An 18224-nucleotide genomic window follows, 5' to 3' on the forward strand; every position below is an offset into this window, starting at 1 on the left:
CTTGAGGTGATCGAGATGAAGAAAACCGCAGCCACTGCGAAGAAACCCGCTGCACCCAAGACCGTCGCCAGCAAGCCGGCTGCGGCCAAGCCGGCCGCTGCCAAACCCGCTGCTGCGAAACCTGCCGCGGCGAAGAAGCCGGCAGCGAAGAAACCCGCCGCCAAACCGGCAGCTGCCGCCAAGCCCGCCGCCGCGGCCAAGCCAGCGCCACGCCGCGCCCCGGCCCTGGCCACCCCGTCGGACCTGTCCAGGGACGCCACCCGCGACCTCAGCGCGGCCCTGAGCCGCCTGCTGGCCGACGTCTTCGCCCTGTACCTGAAGACCAAGAACTTCCACTGGCACGTGAGCGGCCCGCACTTCCGCGACTACCACCTGCTGCTGGACGACCAGGCCACCGAAATCTTCGCCATGACCGACCCGATCGCCGAGCGCGTGCGCAAGATCGGCGGCAACACCATCCGCTCCATCGGCCACATCGGCCGCCTGAAGCGCATCGCCGACAACGACGCCGAGTTCGTCCAGCCGCTGGACATGCTGGCCGAGCTGCAGGAAGACAACAAGTCGCTGACCGCCTACATGCGCGAAGTCCACGATCTGTGCGACGAGTACCACGACATCGCCACCGCCAGCCTCATCGAGAACTGGATCGACGAGACCGAGCAGCGCACCTGGTTCCTCTTCGAGACCAGCCGCCGCGGGGATGTGACGGGGCATTGAGGGTGCATGGCTGAAGAGAGGAGGGCCCCTTTTGCAGGGGCCTTTTTCTTTGATGTGGAGGTGGGCGACAGTGTGTGCTGCGACCCCGCTTGCCCTCTCCCTAACCCTCTCCCTGAAGGGAGAGGGGACCGTTGGGCAGACGCTGATGTTTTGGAGTCAGCCGGCTAGCACAGAGGCTGCCGGCTGAAACCAAGCCTTCTCTCGGCACGGACAAGCCCCCTCTCCCTTCAGGGCGGGGCGCGCAGCCGAGGGCTGGGGAGAGGGAGCGGACTTGATGTTGCTCCAGCGCTTCACCTTTGCTCATTCTCTTCCCTGCATTTGTGTCGACCTGCTTTCCCGGTTGACACCCCCACACAGCAAGCCGAAAAAGAAGAACCACACTCAGGAGACTCCCCCATGCTGCTCCACGCCCCCACCTCGACCCTCCTCCTCATCGACATCCAGGAACGCCTGTTCCCCGCCATCCACGACGCCGAGGCGCTGCTGCAGCACAGCGCCTGGCTGCTGGCCGTGGCGCAGCGCCTGGGCGTGCCGGTGCTGGCCACCGAGCAGTACAGCAAGGGCCTGGGCCCGACCCTGGCGCAGTTGCGCGAGCACCTGCCGGCCGCGGCCATCCTGGAGAAGATCGCCTTCTCCGCGGTGGCCGACCCTGGTCTGCTACAACTGCCCGGCGGCGAGCGCCGGCAGTTCGTGGTGTGCGGCACCGAGGCCCACGTCTGCGTGCTGCAGAGCGTGCTCGGCCTGCTGGCCGAGGACCGCGAGGTCTATGTGGTGGCCGAGGCGGTCGGCTCGCGGCGCCCGGAGGACAAGGTCCTGGCCCTGGAGCGCATGCGCCAGGCCGGCGCGGTGATCGTCAACCGCGAGATGGTCGCCTTCGAATGGCTGGAGCGCGCCGGCAGCGAGACCTTCCGCGCCGTCAGCCGCGAGTTCATCCGCTAGTCAGCGGTACCAGGCGGCGCGCGCCTCGGCGTCGTGGAAGGTCCAGGCGACGAAGCGGCTCTGCTTCTGCCCCTGGGCCATGTCCAGGGTGCGCACCTGCAGCGCGCCGGCTTTCTTCAGGGCGCGGCGGAAGTCGTCGAGGTTGCCGGCCTTGGACACCAGCGAGCTGAACCACTGCACCTGCTGCGCCACTTCGCGGCTTTCGCTGGCCATGCGCTTGAGGAAAGCGATCTCGCCGCCCTCGCACCACAGCTCGTTGCTCTGCCCGCCGAAGTTCAGCAGCGGCAGCTTGCGCGAGGGGTCGAGCTTGCCGAGGTTCTTCCACTTGCGCCGGCTGCCGGCGCGGGCCTCTTCGGGGGAGGCGTGGAACGGCGGGTTGCACAGGCTGGCGTGGAAGCGTTCGTCGGCGTGCAGCAGGTCGTGGAAGATGTGCTGCGGCTCGCTCTGTTGGCGCAGCTCGATGGCCTCGGCCAGGCCCGGGTTGCCCAGCACTATGTTGCGCGCCGAGGCCAGGGCGGCGGGTTCGATGTCGGCGCCGAGGAAGCGCCAGCCATAGTCGCGGTGGCCGATCAGCGGGTAGATGCAGTTGGCCCCGACGCCGATGTCCAGCACCCGCACGCCGGGCCCGCGCGGCACGCAGCCTTTATTGTCCTCGGCCAGCAGGTCGGCCAGGTAGTGCACATAGTCGGCGCGGCCGGGGATCGGCGGGCAGAGGAAGTCGGCGGGGATTTCCCAGTGGCCGATGCCGTACTGCGCCTTGAGCAGCGCGCGGTTGAACACCCGCACCGCCTGCGGGTCGGCGAAGTCGATGCTGGGCTTGCCGTAGGGGTTGGTGATCACGTAGTCGCCCAACTCGGGGCTGGCGGCGATCAGGCTGGGAAAGTCGTAGCGCCCCTGGTGGCGGTTGCGCGGGTGCAGCAGGTCGGGCTTCTTCGCGGCGGGATCGCGCAGCGGTTGCGGCTTGGCGGGGCGTTTCGGCGGCTTGGGCATGGCGGGCGGCAGGGCAGGGGAGCGGAGGGCGATTTTCCCACAGAAGCGCGCCTTCTGCTTCTCGTAGGAGCGGATCTCATCCGCGAACCGCGCCGGGACGTCCGGCTATCGCGGACAAGGTCCGCTCCTACGGGGGAGGAATGCCGTGCTCCCCGGCAACCTGTAGGAGCGGGCCCTGCCCGCGATTCGCGCGCAGGGCGCGCTCCTACAGGGGAATGGCGTGGGTGGGGCGGCGTAGGAGATCTCATCCGCGAACCGCGCCGATATGTCCGGTTATCGCGGACAAGGTCCGCTACAAGGCGGATTCAGGGGTATTCCAGAGTCGCCTTGATCTTGCCCAGGTTCGCCTCGATCCAGCGCGGATCGATGGCGCCCCAGTCGCGGATGCGGTAGTGCCCGGCGTTGTTGCGCTCGCCGGCGTGCTGTTCGAACACGCAGTCGATGTCCAGGTCGGCCAGCGCCGCCAGGGTGTCCTGGGCGGTGCGCCGGGGCATGCCGGTGGCTTCCATCAGCGCCGGCACGCTGCTGGCCTGGCCGCTGTGCACCAGCCAGGCGACGTACAGGCGGCGGTAGAAACTGCTCTTGGTCTTGCTCACTTCCATGGGCTTTCCTTGTTCGGTCAATACAGCGGCAGCAGCCAGGGTACCAGCAACACGCTGACGATCATCACCAGCAGGGTGAAGGGCACGCCGACCCTGACGAAGTCGCCGAAGCGGTAGTGCCCGGGGCCCAGCACCAGGGTGTTCACCGGCGAGGAGATGGGCGTCATGAAGGCCGCCGAGGCGGCCAGCGCCACTATCATGGCGAAGGGTTCCGGCTGGGCGCCCAGGGCCCTGGCGGTAGCGATGGCCACCGGCGCCATGAGCACGGCGGTGGCGGTGTTGGAGATGAACAGGCCGATCAGCGCGGTGAGCAGGAACAGGCTGGCGAGGATCAGGTAGGGCCCGGCGCCGCCCAGGGCCGCCACCAGGGCCTGCACCGCCAGGTCGATGCCGCCGGTCTTCTGCAGGGCCAGGGCGAAGGGCAGCATGCCGACGATCAGCACCAGGCTCTGCCAGTGGATGGCGCGGTAGGCGCTGTCCATGTCGATGCAGCGGAAGGCGCCCATCAGCAGGCAGGCGATCAGCGCGGCCAGCACGTTGGGCACCAGGCCGCTGACCATCAGCAGCACCATCACCCCCAGGCTCAGCAGCGCGTGGGGCGCCTGGCTGGCCGCCGGCGCGGCCTCGTCCACCTCCGCCGGCAGGCTCAGCACCAGGAAGTCGCGGCCCTGGCCCTGGAGCTGGCGGATGTCCTTCCAGGCGCCCACCACCAGCAGGGTATCGCCGACCTTCAGCTTGGCGTCCAGCAGGCCGTCGACCACCGCTTCGCGGTTGCGCCGCAGGCCCACCACGTTGAGCCCGTACTGGCTGCGAAAGCCCAGCTGCAGGATGCTCTTGCCCAGCAGCGCGGACTCCGGCGGCAGCGTCACCTCGGCCATGCCCACCTCGTGGGCGCGCTCGGTGAAGTAGTCGCCGTGCAGGCTCAGCGGCTCCAGGCCGTATTCGTGGTAGAGGGCGAGCAGGTCGATGCCCGGCTGGTAGATGTCCACCAGCAGCACGTCGCCGACCTGCAACACCACGTCGGCGCCGGGGCTGAGGATCTTCAGGCGGAAGCGCGCCAGGCGCTCGATGGCGATCACGTTGGTGCCGCGCTCGGTGCGCAGCTGGACGTCGCCGAGGCTCATGCCGGCCAGCGTGGAGTCGGGGCGGATGCGCAGCCGGCGTTCGCGCCCGGCCAACTGGTAGTCGCGGATCAGGTCGCGCAGCGAGCGGCGCTGCGCGGCGTTGCCGGGGCCGTCGCGGTTGTCGCCGAGCCAGCGCCGGGCCACCAGCATGTAGGCCACGCCCAGGACCAGGATCACCAGGCCGATGGGGGTGAAGCTGAAGAAGCCGAAGCCCGGCTCGCCCTCGCGCACCAGTTCACTGTGCACCACCATGTTCGGCGGCGTGGCCACCAGGGTAAGCATGCCGCTGATCAGCCCGGCGAAGCTCAGCGGCATCATCAGCCGCGCCGGCGAGACGTTCAGGCGCCCGGCGACGCTCAGTACCACCGGGATGAAGATCGCCACCACGCCGGTGGAACTCATCACCGAGCCCAGCCCGGCCACCGCCAGCATCAGCAGCACCAGCAGGCGCGTCTCGTCGCTGCCGGCCTTGTGCGTCAGCCATTCGCCGATGCGGTAGGCCACGCCGGTGCGCACCAGACCCTCGCCGATGATGAAGAGCGCGGCGATCAGCACCACACTGGGGTCGGCGAAGCCGGCCAGGGCTTCCTGCACGCTGAGCACGCCGGTCAGCGGCAGGGCGACCATGGCCAGCAGGGCGACCACGTCCATGCGCGGCCGGTTGACGACGAACAGCGCCACCGCGGTGGCGAGCAGGAACAGGACCCAGAGCAGTTGCGGATTCATGCGCTTCCTTAGCCGGCGAATCGGCGGGCATTGTGCCCGGGCGACGGGCGCAATGCCTTGATCCGATGCAGCTTAGCGAAGCCTCCCGCAGTTTTCAGGAAAGCCGCGCCACCGGGGTGATCTGCCGTGGGTCGGTGCGCAGCTCGATCAGCGCCGGCTTGCCGCAGGCTTGGGCGCGCTGGAAGGCGGCGGCGAAGTCCTCGGTGCGCTCGACCAACTCGCCGTGGGCGCCGAAGGCCCGGGCCAGGGCGACGAAGTCCGGGTTGTGCAGCCCGGTGGCCGAGATGCGCCCGGGGTACTCGCGCTCCTGGTGCATGCGGATGGTGCCGAGCATGCCGTTGTTGACCACGATGACGATCAGCGCGGCGCCGAACTGCACGGCGGTGGCCAGTTCCTGCGGGTACATCATGAAGCAGCCGTCGCCGGCGAAGCACACCACCTCGCGCTGCGGCTCGCGCAGCTTGGCGGCGATGGCGGCGGGGAAGCCGTAGCCCATGGCGCCGTTGGTGGGTGCCAGCTGGCTGCGGGCGGCGCGGTAGCGGTAGAAGCGGTGCACCCAAACGGCGTAGTTGCCGGCGCCGTTGCTGATCACCGCGTCTTCGGGAAGGGTTTCGGCGAGGTGGCCGACCACCGCGGCCAGGTCCACGCCCTGCAGTTCGGCGGGGCTGGCCGGCGGGGTGGAGTAGGCCTGGTAGTCGGCGCGGGCCTCGGCGGTCCACTCGGCCCAGGGGCGGTTTTCCAGGGGCGCCAGGGCGTCGAGGGCGGCGGCCATGGCCGGCAGGCTGGCCTGGATCGGCAGGTCGGCCTGGTAGACGCGGCCCAGCTCGCTGGCGTCGGGGTGGACGTGGATCAGCGTCTGCTCGGGTTTCGGGCTGCGCACCAGGGTGTAGCCGGCGCTGGGCGTCTCGCTCAGGCGTGAGCCGAGCACCAGCAGCAGGTCGGCCTCCCGCACCCGCGCAGCGAGCTTGGGCGAGGCGCCGAAGCCGAGCTGGCCGACGTACTGCTCGTCGCGGTTGTCGTACAGGTCCTGGCGGCGGAACGAGGCCGCCACCGGCAGTTCGTTGGCCCGGGCGAAGCGTTGCAGGGCGCGGCGCCCGGCCTCGTCCCAGCCGGTGCCGCCGATCACCAGCAGCGGCTTGCGGGCGCGGGCGAGCAGGCTGCGCAGCTCCTCCAGCGCGGCCAGCGGCGGGGCGACCTGCGCAATGCGCGGGGCGGGCGCGTCCGCCACCTGCGCGGTGCCGAACAGCACTTCCTCCGGCAGGCCGACCACCACCGGGCCGGGGCGGCCGGACTGGGCCACGGCGAAGGCCCGGGCGACCACCTCGGGAATACGCTGGATGTCGTCGATCTCCGTGGCCCACTTGGCCAGGCCGCCGAACATCTGCCGGTAGTCCACCTCCTGGAACGCCTCGCGGCCCTTGAAGGCGCTTTCCACCTGGCCGACGAAGAGGATCATCGGCGTGGAGTCCTGTTTCGCCGTGTGCACGCCGTTGGCCGCGTGGGTGGCGCCCGGCCCGCGGGTGACGAAGCAGATGCCCGGGCGCCCGGTGAGCTTGCCGTAGGCGTCGGCCATGTTCGAGGCGGCGCCTTCGTGGCGGGTGACGATGGTGCGGATCGAACGCGCGTCGTGCAGGGCGTCGAGCACCGGCAGGTAGCTTTCGCCGGGGATGCAGTAGACGGTGTCCACCGCGTTGCGCAGCAGGGCGTCGACGAGGATCTGGCCGCCATTGCGGGCGGGGAGGTCGGACATGGTGCGGGCTCCTGTGGAAGTCGGGACGGCGGCTTTCCGGGCCGCGCTGGCGCGTCGATCTTCGGCCCAAAGCCTGCGCCGCGCCAAGCGAGCTTTCTTCGGGTAGTCATTCCACCCCGGAATGACTCCTGCGACAACCGGCCCCTTCGGCCGCGCGGATCATGGTCTAAGGTTCCCGGTGCCATGGCTCACCGCGAAAGGAGGCCCACCATGCGCCATCGAGGATTCCACCCGCTGTACGCCGCACTGCTGCTGAGCGGCAGCCTACCGGCCCTGGCCGCGCTGCCCCAGGCACCCGGCTACGTCGACGATAGCAGCTACCCGGCGGCGGCCAGGCAGCGCATCCTGCCGCCGATGTTCGAGCAGAAGCTGAGCAGCACCCGCTACCTCGCCAAGCCCGACGATCCGCTGATCACCCTGGCCGAGTCCAGCGGCTTCCGGCAGACCAGCGACTACCAGCAGACCCGCGAGTACCTGAAGAAGCTGGCCGATGCGTCCGGCGGCAAGCTGCAGCTGAGCGAGCTGCCGGAAAAGAGCGCCAGCGGCGAGCCGATGCTGCTGGTGACCGCGTCCACCGAGGCCGACAAATCGCCGGCCGGGCTGAACGGCTCGGGCAAGCCGACGCTCTTCGTCGAGGCCGAGATCCACCCCGGCGAGGCCAACGGCAAGGACGCCATGTTCATGCTGCTGCGCGACATGACCGCCGGGGCCAAGCCACTGGCCGGGCTGCTGGAGAAGGTCAACATCCTCTTCATCCCCACCGTGAACGTCGACGGCGACCTGCGCCGCAGCCCCTACGGGCGCATCAACCAGAACGGCCCGGAGGTCACCGGCTGGCGCGTCAACGGCCTGAACCTGAACCTCAACCGCGACTTCACCAAGCTCGACAGCGCGGAAATCCGCAACGTCGCCTGGGTGTTCAACCAGTACGACCTGAGCTTCTTCGCCGACACCCACTCCACCGACGGCGCCATGTACCCCTACGACAGCTCCTACTGCCACAACGGCAACGGCTGGTCGCCGGCGTCCAGCCAGTGGATGGACAAGGTCATGCGCGGCCCGGTGTACAAGGAGCTGGAGGGCGACGGCCACGTGGTGCACGAGTGCATCAGCCTCAACGACAACCAGGACCCGGCCAAGGGCTACTACCCCTATCGCACGGACCTGGCACGCTTCTCCAACCAGTACGGCGACATCCGCAACGTGCCCTCGATCCTCATCGAGCAGCACGCGCTGCACCCGTATGAAACCCAGGTGCTGGGCAACTACGTGATGCTCAAGGCGATGTTCCGGGTGATCGGCGACCACGCCGACTCGCTCAAGGCCGCCATCGCCAAGGACCGCGAGCGCCTGGAGGCGCAGAAGGAGGTGATCCTCACCTGGAAGCCGGGCAAGGAGCAGCACACGCCCTTCGTCGTCGGCGACTACCGCTACGAGCAATCGCCCATCACTGGCGCCAAGACCATCGTCTGGAGCAACAAGCCGAAGACCTTGCAGGTGCCGATCAGCGACAACTCGGTGCCCGACCTGGTGGTCAAGCGGCCGAAACAGTACGTGGTGCCGGTGCAGTGGAGCGAGGTCATCGCCCGGCTCAAGGCCCACGGCATCCGCATGAAGACCCTGGAGCAGCCGACCGCCATCGAGGTCACCCTGTACCGCATGGACGACATCAAGCTGGCCGGCGGCTTCGAACCGGACCGCGCGGCGGCCAACGAAATCCCCGGCTACGAGGGGCACCTGCTGGTCAGCGGAACCGGCAAGCCGTTCCAGCGCCTGCAGACCTTCCCGGCAGGCTCGGTGGTGATCGACACCGACCAGCCGCTGGGTGTGCTGGCGATCAACCTGCTGACCGCCGAGAGCCCGGATTCCTTCTGGTCCTGGGGCTTCTTCAACTCGACGCTGGTGTCCGCGGAAGAGCCGGAGGAGTACGTGATGGAGCCGATGGCGCGCAAGATGCTCGCCGAGGACCCGCAGCTGAAGGCCGAGTTCGAGAAAAAGCTGAAGGAGGACAAGGCCTTCGCCAAGGACCCGCATGCGCGGCTGGAATGGTTCTACCAGCGCACGCCCTTCTATGACGTGAATGCCTACGTCTACCCGGTTGGCACGGTGTTCTGAGGGACAGGGGCTCTTCGTACGAGAAGCCGGGCCCGCCGGTATGGTAGGGCTCCGCACGCGATGGACCGAACGCCGGCCCTGCCGGCGCAATCGCGGATGAGATCCTACGACGGCATTTCTCCTGTACCTGTAGGAGCGGGCCCTGCCCGCGAATCGCGCGCAGGGCGCGCTCCTACAGGGGAATGGCGCAGGTGGGGCAGCGTAGGATCTCATCCGCGAATCGCGCCGGTGGCTTGGTTCATCGCGGACAAGGTCCGCTCCTACGAGGAAACTCCATGCCTCACGACAACTGTAGGAGCGGGCCCTGCCCGCGAATCGCGCGCAGGGCGCGCTCCTACAGGGGAATGGCGCAGGTGGGGCGGCGTAGGAGATCTCATCCGCGAATTGCGCCAGTAGCTTGGGCTATCGCGGACAAGGTCCGCTCCTACGAGGAAACTCCATGCCTCACGACAACTGTAGGAGCGGGCCCTGCCTGCGATTCGCGCGCAGGGCGCGCTCCTACAGGGGAATGGCGCAGGTGGGGCAGCGTAGGAGCGGATTCATCCGCGAATCGCGTCGGAGCCTCCGGCTATCGCGGACATAGCTCAGGACTTTCTCCGCGCAGGTGATCATGTCATCGACATAGAAGTGCCAGACTCGTCCGGACGCCTCAGACATTCACCGCCTCCGCCTCGATGAAGGGCCGCAGTTCGGGGCGCAGGGCCTTTTCGGTGACCAGGTCGACGCTGCTGCCCAGCAGGTCCTCGAGGTAGAACTGCACGCCGAAGTAGCGCTCGGAGGTGGCGGGGCCGTCGAAGGCCACCAGGATGTCCACGTCGCTGTCGGGGCCTGCGGCATCGCGCACGGTGGAGCCGAACAGGGCGAGCCGGACCACGCCGAAGCGCTCGGCCAGCTCGGGCTTGCAGCTTTGCAGCAGGTTCAGGGCGTTGGTGCGGTTCATGGCGGTGGCCGGGCTCCGGGGATACGCCAGAAGGTAGCACAAGCGAAAAGCACAAGGCCCGCATTCGCGGGCCTTGTGGATGACGCCTGTTACAGGCTGGCGATCTTCTCGCGCTGCTGGATCAGGTTGGTCACCGCCTGCTCGGCTTCGGCGAGCTTGGCGCGTTCCTTCTCGATCACTTCGGCCGGGGCCTTGGCGACGAAGCCTTCGTTGGCCAGCTTGCCGCCCACGCGCTTGACCTCGCCTTCCAGACGCTGGATTTCCTTGTCCAGGCGCGCCAGTTCGGCGGCCTTGTCGATCAGCCCGGCCATGGGCACCAGCACTTGCAGTTCGCCCACCAGCGCGGTGGCCGACATCGGCGGTTCCTCGCCTTCGTCGAGCACGCGCACCGACTCCAGCTTGGCCAGCTTCATCAGCAGCGGCTCGTTGTCGGCCAGGCGGCGGTGGTCTTCGGGGGAGGCGTTGTTCAGCACCAGGTCGATGCGCTTGGCCATGGAGATGTTCATCTCGCCGCGGATCTGGCGGATGCCCAGCATCAGCTGCTTGACCCACTCGATGTCGCCTTCGGCGGCGGCGTCGATCTTCGCCTCGTCGGCCACCGGCCAGGGTTGCAGCATCAGGGTCTCGCCGCTCTTGCCGGCGGAGGCCTTGATGCGCTGCCAGATTTCCTCGGTGATGAAGGGCATGAACGGGTGCGCCAGGCGCAGCGCGGTTTCCAGTACGCGCACCAGGGTGCGGCGGGTGCCGCGCTGGCGCTCGATGGGCGCATTCTCGTCCCACAGCACCGGCTTGACCAGTTCCAGGTACCAGGCGCAGTACTCGTCCCAGACGAACTCGTAGAGGGCCTGGGTGGCCAGGTCGAAGCGGAAGGCGTCGAGCTGGCGGGCGACTTCCTGCTCGGTGCGCTGCAGGGCGGAGATGATCCAGCGGTCCACCGCGGACAGCTCGACCGGCTCGCCGTTCACGCCGGTGTCCTGGCCATCGGTGTTCTCGATGACGAAGTTGGCGGCGTTCCACAGCTTGTTGCAGAAGTTGCGGTAGCCCTCGACGCGGCCCATGTCGAACTTGATGTCGCGGCCGGTGGAGGCCAGCGAGCAGAAGGTGAAGCGCAGGGCGTCGGTGCCGTAGCTGGCGATGCCTTCGGGGAACTCGGCGCGGGTCTGCTTGGCGATCTTCTCGGCGAGCTTGGGCTGCATCATGCCGCTGGTGCGTTTTTCCAGCAGCGCGTCGAGGCTGATGCCGTCGACGATGTCCAGCGGGTCGAGCACGTTGCCCTTGGACTTGGACATCTTCTGGCCCTGGCCGTCGCGCACCAGGCCGTGGACGTACACGGTCTTGAACGGGATCTGCGGGGTGCCGTCCTCGTTCTTGATGAGGTGCATGGTCAGCATGATCATGCGCGCCACCCAGAAGAAGATGATGTCGAAGCCGGTCACCAGCACGTCGGTGGGGTGGAAGGTCTTCAGGTATTCGGTCTGTTCCGGCCAGCCGAGGGTGGAGAAGGTCCACAGGCCCGAGCTGAACCAGGTGTCCAGCACGTCTTCGTCCTGGCGCAGGGGCTGGTCGCCCAGGTTGTGCTTGGCGCGCACTTCGGCCTCGTCGCGGCCGACGTAGACGTTGCCGGCCTCGTCGTACCAGGCCGGGATGCGGTGGCCCCACCACAGCTGGCGGCTGATGCACCAGTCCTGGATGTCGCGCATCCAGCTGAAGTACATGTTCTCGTACTGCTTGGGCACGAACTGGATGCGGCCGTCTTCCACGGCGGCGATGGCGGGTTCGGCCAGCGGCTTGGTGGAGACGTACCACTGGTCGGTCAGCCAGGGCTCGATGACGGTGCCGGAGCGGTCGCCCTTGGGCACTTTCAGCGCGTGGTCGTCGATTTTCTCCAGCAGGCCCCTGGCTTCGAAGTCGGCGACGATCCGCTGGCGCGCGACGAAGCGGTCCAGGCCGGCGTAGGCGGCCGGCAGGCTGGCGTCCACATCCGGGTTGACGCTGCCGTCGAGCTTGAACACCTGGGCGGTGGCGAGAACGGCGGCGTCCTTGTCGAAGATGTTGATCAGCGGCAGGTCGTGGCGCTTGCCGACTTCGTAGTCGTTGAAGTCGTGGGCCGGGGTGATCTTCACGCAGCCGGTGCCGAACTCGCGGTCGACGTAGTCGTCGGCGATGATCGGGATGCGCCGGCCCACCAGCGGCAGTTCGACGAAGGTGCCGATCAGGGCCTGGTAGCGCTCGTCCTCCGGGTGCACGGCGACCGCGCTGTCGCCGAGCAGGGTTTCCGGGCGGGTGGTGGCGACCACCAGGTGGTCCTTGCCGTCGGCGGTCTTGTGGCCGTCGGCCAGGGGGTAGCGCAGGTGCCAGAGGTGGCCCTTCTCGTCGTGGTTCTCCACTTCCAGGTCGGAAATGGCGGTGTGGAACTTGGTGTCCCAGTTGACCAGGCGCTTGCCGCGGTAGATCAGGCCGTCGTCGAACAGGCGGACGAAGGCTTCCTTCACCGCGTTGGACAGGCCGTCGTCCATGGTGAAGCGCTCGCGCGACCAGTCCACCGAGGAGCCCAGGCGACGGATCTGCCGGGTGATGGTGCCGCCGGACTGTTCCTTCCACTCCCAGACCTTCTCCAGGAACTTCTCGCGGCCGAGGTCGTGGCGCGCGATGCCCTGGGCGGCCAGCTGGCGCTCCACCACCATCTGGGTGGCGATGCCGGCGTGGTCGGTGCCCGGCTGCCACAGGGTATTGCGGCCCTGCATGCGGCGGTAGCGGATCAGCGCGTCCATGATGGCGTTGTTGAAGCCGTGGCCCATGTGCAGGCTGCCGGTGACGTTCGGCGGCGGGATCATGATGGTGTACGGCTCGCCGGAACCCTGCGGGGCGAAGTAGTTGTTCTGCTCCCAGGTGGGGTACCAGTGGGATTCGATGGCGTGGGGCTGGTAGGTCTTGTCCATGAGCGCGGCGGGACCCTGTTAGCGGCTAGACGGAAAACCGGAGAGTATAACGGCTGCCGAGGGGCGGCGGCCACCGGCGATCAGGGGCTGGAGGGGGCCGTTCGGCGTGGGCGGGAGGTCCGGTGTCAACCTGTAGGAGCGGGCCCTGCCCGCGAAATCGCGCGCAGGGCGCGCTCCTACAATGGGCAGGGGGCGTTACGGTGGGGCCTTCGGGTTGGCCCCGTTGCCCTCACCCCAGCCCTCTCCCGGAGGGAGAGGGGGCCGTTCGGCGTGTGCGGGAGGGCCGGTGTCAACCTGTAGGAGCGGGCCCTGCCCGCGATTCGCGCGCAGGGCGCGCTCCTACTGTGCGCCGAGGCGCTTTTCGTAGGATGGGTTGAGCCTTGGCGAAACCCATGCGGTCGTGGTGATGGGTATCGCTTCGCTCAACCCATCCTACGGGGCTTGTGTTTACCGGCGTCAGGGCTTGCGCTGGGCCAGCAGCCTTTGCAGGCGCGCTTCCAGGCGGCGCTGCAGTTCGGCTTCGATCTGCGGCACGAAGTCGTCGATCACGTCCTGCAGGATCAGTTGCGCGGCGGCGCGCAGTTCGCTGTCCAGGCGGGCCTGCTCGCGGTTGTGGCCCGCTGGGGGCAGGTCGTCCTCGGGCTCTTCCTCGGCCGGGGCCGGTCGCGGCGAGGCCTGGACCACGTCGGAGAGCAGGGGGATGTTGTCCGGCTCGAAGGATTCGGTGAGCAGGGGCGGTTCGCCATCCGGCTCGCCGAGCAGGTCGTGGATCGACTCCAGGTCGTCGAGCAGGTGGTCGGGGTCTTGCGGTGGCTTGCGGCTGTCCATTTTTCCGGTAGAGCGTCAGAGGCGCGGCAGGCGATGGTCCTGCAAAGGATAGCCCTGCTCGCGGTAGAAGCGGAAATTCTCCCGCGCCGCCTGGCGGATGGCCGGCTCCTCCACCACCAGTTCGGCGATGCGCGAGAACTCGCCGGCGAAGGCCGGCACCGCCAGCGTCAGGTTGATCAGCAGGTCGCGGCGGCCCGCCGGCGGCTCGCCCAGGCCCAGGGTGACCGGGGCCTGGGCGTCTTCCTCGGCGGCGTTGTGCGGCACGAAGGCTTCCTTGCGGAAGCTCCACAGGCGCGCGTCCAGGGCTTCGCGCTGAGTTTCGTCGGCGCACAGCAGGTACACCCGCATGCCCTGCCGCCAGGCCTTGTCGGCCAGGCGGCAGGCGATGGTCAGGCGCGCGTCGGGATCGGCGCTGGGGATGACGTAGAAGTCGACCCGCGTCATGCCGGCGATCCCGTCGAACGATTGCGCTTTGCCATTACTTCACGCGGTCCAGCAGGTACTGGGTGAGCAGCGGCACCGGGCGGCCGGTGGCGCCCTTGTCCTTGCCGCCGCTGATCCAGGCGGTGCCGGCGATGTCCAGGTGCGCCCAGTGGTACTTCTTGGCGAAGCGCGAGAGGAAGCAGCCGGCGGTGATGGTGCCGGCCTTCGGCCCGCCGATGTTGGCGATGTCGGCGAAGGGGCTGTCCAGTTGCTCCTGGTACTCGTCGAACAGCGGCAGCTGCCAGGCGCGGTCGTCGGCGTGCTCGCCGGCCTTGAGCAGCTGGCGCACCAGGGCGTCGTTGTTGCCCATCAGGCCCGAGGTGTTGGCGCCCAGGGCGACGATGCAGGCGCCGGTGAGGGTGGCGATGTCCACCACCGCCTGGGGCTTGAAGCGCTCGGCGTAGGTCAGGGTGTCGCACAGCACCAGGCGGCCTTCGGCGTCGGTGTTGAGGATTTCCACGGTCTGCCCGCTCATGGTGGTGACGATGTCGCCGGGGCGGGTGGCGCGGCCGCTGGGCATGTTCTCGGCGCAGGCCAGCAGGCCCACCAGGTTGATCGGCAGCTGCAGTTCCAGCACCGCGCGGAAGGTGCCGAAGACGCTGGCGGCGCCGCACATGTCGAACTTCATCTCGTCCATGCCCAGGCCGGGCTTGAGGCTGATGCCGCCGGTGTCGAAGGTGATGCCCTTGCCCACCAGCGCGTAGGGCGCCTCGTCCTTCTTGCCGCCGTTGTACTGCAGCACGATCAGCCGCGGCGGCTGCTCGCTGCCCTGGGCCACGGCGAGGAAGGCGCCCATGCCCAGCTCGCGGAGTTTCTTCTCGTCCAGCACCTCGACCTTGAGGTTCTTGTGCGCCTTGGCCAGGGCCTTGGCCTCGTCGGCCAGGAAGCTGGGGTGGCAGAGGTTCGGCGGCAGGTTGCCGAGGTCGCGGGTCAGGGCCATGCCGTTGGCGATGGCCTGGGCCTGCCTGGCGCCCTGCTCGACGGCGGGGGCGTCGGCCTTGTCGGCCAGCAGGGTGATCTTCTTCAGCTTGGGCGCGTCGGCCTTCTGGCTCTTGAAGCGGTCGAACACGTACAGGCCATCGGCCAGCGTCTCCACCAGCAGGCGCGCCTTGCCGTGGGCGTCGCGGCCCTTGACCGCCAGGTCGCCCAGGGCCAGCACGGCGTCGCCGCCGCCCAGGCTCTTCAGGCTGGCCAGCACCGAGGAAACCAGTTTGCGGTATTGGCGGTCGGAGAGTTCGCGCTCCTTGCCCGCGCCCACCAGCAGCACGCGTTCGGCCTTAAGGTTGGGCAAAGCTTGCAGGAGTAGGGTCTGGCCGACCTTGCCGGCCAGGTCGCCGCGCTTGAGCAGGGCGGCGATGGCGCCGCCGCTGGCGGCGTCCACGGCCTGGGCCACGGTGCCGAGCCTGCGGCCTTCGCCGACGGCGAGCACCAGGGTGGCGGTCTTCAGGGTTTGCGGACTGACGCTTTTTACAAGGAATTCCATGACAAGGTGTCCCCGGAGCGAAGGGTCGAAGTGGCGGGCGGTCGGCGACCCGTCCCGGTGTCTGCGCAGTGACAGGCCCGGCGAATCGCAGGATAATGCCGCGTATTTTTCACCGGCCCGCTGCAATGCGGGCCGGCAGTGCCTCACGGCGGCTAGTTTGAGCGTAGCCGCCCGAGCGTGACAACCCTGGAGTGCCCGGTTTGATTGTCTTCCGTTACCTGTCCCGTGAAGTGTTGGTCACCATGAGCGCGGTGAGCGCCGTGCTGCTGGTGATCATCATGAGCGGCCGCTTCATCAAGTACCTGGCGCAGGCCGCCCAGGGCATGCTGGACCCCGGCTCGCTGTTCATGATCATGGGCGTGCGCCTGCCCGGCTTCCTCCAGCTGATCCTGCCCCTGGGGCTGTTCCTCGGCATCCTGCTGGCCTATGGCCGGCTGTACCTGGAAAGCGAGATGACGGTGCTCACCGCCACCGGCATGAGCCAGCAGCGCCTGCTGGCCTACAGCATGGCGCCGGCGGCGCTGATCGCCCTGCTGGTGGCCTGGCTGAGCCTGTCCCTGGCGCCCCAGGGCATCGCCCAGATGCAGCTGATCCTGAACAAGCAGGACGCCATGACCGAGTTCGACACCCTGGCGCCGGGGCGCTTCCAGTCGATGCGCGACGGCTCGCGGGTGACCTACACCGAGCAGCTGAGCAACGACCGCACCGAGCTGGGCGGGGTGTTCATCTCCGACAAGAACCCACCGCGCAACGGCCAGGACCGCGGCCTCGCGGTGCTGGTGGCGACCAGCGGCGAGCAGCAGATCCACCCCGACGGCAGCCGCTACCTGATCCTCAAGGACGGCTTCCGCTACGACGGCGTGCCCGGCCAGGCCGACTACCGCGCCATCAGGTACGACACCTACGGCGTGCTGCTGCCCAAGCCGGAGGTGAGCAGCGAGATCGACGACCGCGACGCCATCCCCACCAGCGACCTGTTCGCCAGCAAGGAGCCGCGCATGCGCTCGGAGCTGCAGTGGCGCTTCTCCATCCCGCTGCTGGTGTTCATCGTCACCCTGCTGGCGGTGCCGCTGTCCAAGGTCAACCCGCGCCAGGGCCGCTTCCTCAAGCTGCTGCCGGCGGTGCTGCTGTACATGGCCTACCTGGCGCTGCTGATCGCCGCCCGCGGCATGCTCGACAAGGGCAAGATCCCCATGGCCCTGGGGCTGTGGTGGGTGCATGCGATCTTCTTGGCCATCGGCCTGCTGCTGGCCTTCTGGGAACCGCTGAGTCTGAAATGGGCGGCCTCGCGCGCACGCTCCGTGAAGGAGCGCAAGCATGCGTAAGCTCGACCGCTATATCGGCATTACCATTTTCGTCGCCATCCTCGCCGTGCTGGGGGTGATCCTCGGCCTGGCCCTGCTGTTCGCCTTCATCGATCAGCTCGGTGCCCTGGACGAGAACTACACCCTGGGCGTGGCCCTGAAATACGTGCTGCTCACCGCGCCCAGCCGCGCCTACGACATGCTCCCGATGGCCGCGCTGATCGGCTGCCTGGTGGGCCTGGGCACCCTGGCCAGCAACAGCGAGCTGACCATCATGCGCGCCGCCGGGGTGTCGCTGCAGCGCATCGTCTGGGCGGTGATGAAGCCGATGCTGGTGCTGATGTTCGCCGGCATCCTGATCGGCGAGTACGTGGTGCCCTACACCGAGACCCAGGCCCAGAGCGACCGCGCGCTGGCGCAGAGCAGCGGCGGCGCGGTCAGCTCGCGCAACGGCCTGTGGCACCGCCAGGGCCAGGAATTCATCCACATCAACGTGGTGCAGGCCGACGGCACCCTGCTGGGCGTGACGCGTTACGACTTCGCCGAGGGCCACGTGCTCAAGAGCGCCAGCTTCGCCAAGCGCGCGGTGTTCCGCGACGGCCAGTGGACGCTGGAAGAGGTGAGCACCACGCTGCTGCACCCGCAGGAGAAGCGCAGCGAAGTGGTCAGCGCGCCGTCGGAGGCCTGGAACATCCAGCTCAGCCCGCAACTGCTCAGCACCGTGGTGATGGAGCCCGAGGCGCTGTCCATCAGCGGCCTGTGGGAATACATCCACTACCTCAAGGACCAGGGCCTGAGCACCAACCGCTACTGGCTGGCGTTCTGGACCAAGGTGCTGCAGCCGGCGGTGACCGCGGCCCTGGTGCTGATGGCCATCTCCTTCATCTTCGGCCCGCTGCGCAGCGTGACCCTCGGCCAGCGGGTGTTCACCGGCGTGCTGGTGGGCTTCACCTTCCGCATCGCCCAGGACCTGCTGGGGCCGTCGAGCCAGGTGTTCAACTTCCCGCCGCTGTTGGCGGTGTTGTTGCCGGCGGCGATCTGTGCGTTGTTGGGGGCGTGGTTGCTCAAGCGGGCGGGGTGATATCCCGGGGCTGGCCGGGCCGGTGATTCGGCGCGGCCTGCGGGTCCTACATGGCTGGCACGCCCATCTATCCCCCCGTCATTCCCGCGAACGCGGGAACCCAGCTGCCTTGGCTTGGGTGTTTCTGCGCCGCTCCGAGTCTGCCCGACCGTCTTGTTTCGCCCCCTCGGGCGAGTCCCTTTTGTCAAACGCCACAAAAGGAA

Annotated in this window: 14 protein-coding genes; 5 read left to right on the top strand and 9 right to left on the bottom strand. The window is 68.3% G+C overall.

Features of this window, described 5'->3' with window-relative positions; genetic code table 11:
• The first annotated feature begins 15 nt into the window (after positions 1-15).
• Together QSJ95_RS25260 and QSJ95_RS25265 are read left to right on the top strand one after the other, a co-directional pair.
• A complete protein-coding gene (locus QSJ95_RS25260) occupies positions 16-717 on the top strand; it encodes a Dps family protein (protein WP_009616129.1) in 702 nt (233 codons plus the stop codon).
• 396 nt (positions 718-1113) lie between these two features.
• Positions 1114-1656 carry a hydrolase gene (locus tag QSJ95_RS25265; protein ID WP_058487349.1) on the top strand — a complete coding sequence of 181 codons (543 nt, stop codon included), beginning with the start codon at positions 1114-1116 and terminating at the stop codon, positions 1654-1656.
• On the opposite strand, the gene rlmF is transcribed toward QSJ95_RS25265, so the two are convergent.
• The 4 genes from rlmF to QSJ95_RS25285 all read right to left on the bottom strand — a co-directional run bounded on the left by rlmF (position 1657) and on the right by QSJ95_RS25285 (position 6848).
• Positions 1657-2646: a 23S rRNA (adenine(1618)-N(6))-methyltransferase RlmF gene (gene rlmF / locus QSJ95_RS25270; RefSeq protein WP_058487348.1), complete on the bottom strand. Its 990-nt coding sequence runs from the start codon at positions 2644-2646 to the stop codon at positions 1657-1659. It abuts the gene before it with no gap.
• Positions 2647-2951: 305 nt separating this feature from the next.
• Positions 2952-3248 (bottom strand): winged helix-turn-helix domain-containing protein, encoded by a 297-nt coding sequence (locus QSJ95_RS25275; RefSeq protein ID WP_009616132.1) that lies wholly within the window; start codon positions 3246-3248, stop codon positions 2952-2954.
• Between the two features lie 17 nt (positions 3249-3265).
• Positions 3266-5098: an SLC13 family permease gene (locus tag QSJ95_RS25280; RefSeq protein WP_285646118.1), complete on the bottom strand. Its 1833-nt coding sequence runs from the start codon at positions 5096-5098 to the stop codon at positions 3266-3268.
• Between the two features lie 94 nt (positions 5099-5192).
• On the bottom strand, positions 5193-6848 hold the full coding sequence (locus QSJ95_RS25285) for a thiamine pyrophosphate-binding protein (RefSeq protein WP_285646121.1): 1656 nt from the start codon (positions 6846-6848) through the stop codon (positions 5193-5195).
• A gap of 210 nt (positions 6849-7058) precedes the next feature.
• On the opposite strand from QSJ95_RS25285, the gene QSJ95_RS25290 reads away from it, so the two are divergent.
• Positions 7059-8963, top strand: coding sequence for a M14 family metallopeptidase (locus QSJ95_RS25290; RefSeq protein WP_285646123.1), 1905 nt, complete (start codon positions 7059-7061; stop codon positions 8961-8963).
• Between the two features lie 649 nt (positions 8964-9612).
• Here QSJ95_RS25290 and QSJ95_RS25295 read toward each other — a convergent pair.
• The 5 genes from QSJ95_RS25295 to QSJ95_RS25315 form a co-directional block, all read right to left on the bottom strand.
• A complete protein-coding gene (locus QSJ95_RS25295; RefSeq protein ID WP_058072554.1) occupies positions 9613-9903 on the bottom strand; it encodes a nucleotidyltransferase family protein in 291 nt (96 codons plus the stop codon).
• A gap of 89 nt (positions 9904-9992) precedes the next feature.
• Entirely contained in the window at positions 9993-12842 is a 2850-nt protein-coding gene (locus QSJ95_RS25300) for a valine--tRNA ligase (RefSeq protein ID WP_285646128.1), read from the bottom strand.
• A 456-nt stretch (positions 12843-13298) separates the two neighbouring features.
• Positions 13299-13670 carry a hypothetical protein gene (locus tag QSJ95_RS25305; protein ID WP_009616139.1) on the bottom strand — a complete coding sequence of 124 codons (372 nt, stop codon included), beginning with the start codon at positions 13668-13670 and terminating at the stop codon, positions 13299-13301.
• 15 nt (positions 13671-13685) lie between these two features.
• Entirely contained in the window at positions 13686-14114 is a 429-nt protein-coding gene (locus QSJ95_RS25310; protein ID WP_009616140.1) for a DNA polymerase III subunit chi, read from the bottom strand.
• 34 nt (positions 14115-14148) lie between these two features.
• Entirely contained in the window at positions 14149-15636 is a 1488-nt protein-coding gene (locus tag QSJ95_RS25315; protein ID WP_285646136.1) for a leucyl aminopeptidase, read from the bottom strand.
• A 200-nt stretch (positions 15637-15836) separates the two neighbouring features.
• Between QSJ95_RS25315 and lptF the strand changes: the two genes are divergently transcribed.
• Positions 15837-16961: an LPS export ABC transporter permease LptF gene (gene lptF, locus QSJ95_RS25320; RefSeq protein ID WP_058073225.1), complete on the top strand. Its 1125-nt coding sequence runs from the start codon at positions 15837-15839 to the stop codon at positions 16959-16961.
• On the top strand, positions 16954-18021 hold the full coding sequence (lptG, locus tag QSJ95_RS25325) for an LPS export ABC transporter permease LptG (protein ID WP_009616143.1): 1068 nt from the start codon (positions 16954-16956) through the stop codon (positions 18019-18021). Before lptF ends, lptG begins: the two co-directional genes overlap by 8 nt.
• Positions 18022-18224 lie beyond the last annotated feature (203 nt).

The sequence above is a fragment of the Pseudomonas sp. NBRC 100443 genome (assembly GCF_030268185.1).
Classification (GTDB): domain Bacteria; phylum Pseudomonadota; class Gammaproteobacteria; order Pseudomonadales; family Pseudomonadaceae; genus Pseudomonas; species Pseudomonas citronellolis.

What these genes read in the sequence shown, in the direction of transcription:
- QSJ95_RS25260 (WP_009616129.1), top strand. Translation starts at nt 16, where the DNA reads ATGAAGAAAACCGCAGCCACTGCGAAGAAACCCGCTGCACCCAAGACC.
- QSJ95_RS25265 (WP_058487349.1), top strand. Translation starts at nt 1,114, where the DNA reads ATGCTGCTCCACGCCCCCACCTCGACCCTCCTCCTCATCGACATCCAG.
- rlmF (WP_058487348.1), bottom strand. Translation starts at nt 2,646, where the DNA reads ATGCCCAAGCCGCCGAAACGCCCCGCCAAGCCGCAACCGCTGCGCGAT.
- QSJ95_RS25275 (WP_009616132.1), bottom strand. Translation starts at nt 3,248, where the DNA reads ATGGAAGTGAGCAAGACCAAGAGCAGTTTCTACCGCCGCCTGTACGTC.
- QSJ95_RS25280 (WP_285646118.1), bottom strand. Translation starts at nt 5,098, where the DNA reads ATGAATCCGCAACTGCTCTGGGTCCTGTTCCTGCTCGCCACCGCGGTG.
- QSJ95_RS25285 (WP_285646121.1), bottom strand. Translation starts at nt 6,848, where the DNA reads ATGTCCGACCTCCCCGCCCGCAATGGCGGCCAGATCCTCGTCGACGCC.
- QSJ95_RS25290 (WP_285646123.1), top strand. Translation starts at nt 7,059, where the DNA reads ATGCGCCATCGAGGATTCCACCCGCTGTACGCCGCACTGCTGCTGAGC.
- QSJ95_RS25295 (WP_058072554.1), bottom strand. Translation starts at nt 9,903, where the DNA reads ATGAACCGCACCAACGCCCTGAACCTGCTGCAAAGCTGCAAGCCCGAG.
- QSJ95_RS25300 (WP_285646128.1), bottom strand. Translation starts at nt 12,842, where the DNA reads ATGGACAAGACCTACCAGCCCCACGCCATCGAATCCCACTGGTACCCC.
- QSJ95_RS25305 (WP_009616139.1), bottom strand. Translation starts at nt 13,670, where the DNA reads ATGGACAGCCGCAAGCCACCGCAAGACCCCGACCACCTGCTCGACGAC.
- QSJ95_RS25310 (WP_009616140.1), bottom strand. Translation starts at nt 14,114, where the DNA reads ATGACGCGGGTCGACTTCTACGTCATCCCCAGCGCCGATCCCGACGCG.
- QSJ95_RS25315 (WP_285646136.1), bottom strand. Translation starts at nt 15,636, where the DNA reads ATGGAATTCCTTGTAAAAAGCGTCAGTCCGCAAACCCTGAAGACCGCC.
- lptG (WP_009616143.1), top strand. Translation starts at nt 16,954, where the DNA reads ATGCGTAAGCTCGACCGCTATATCGGCATTACCATTTTCGTCGCCATC.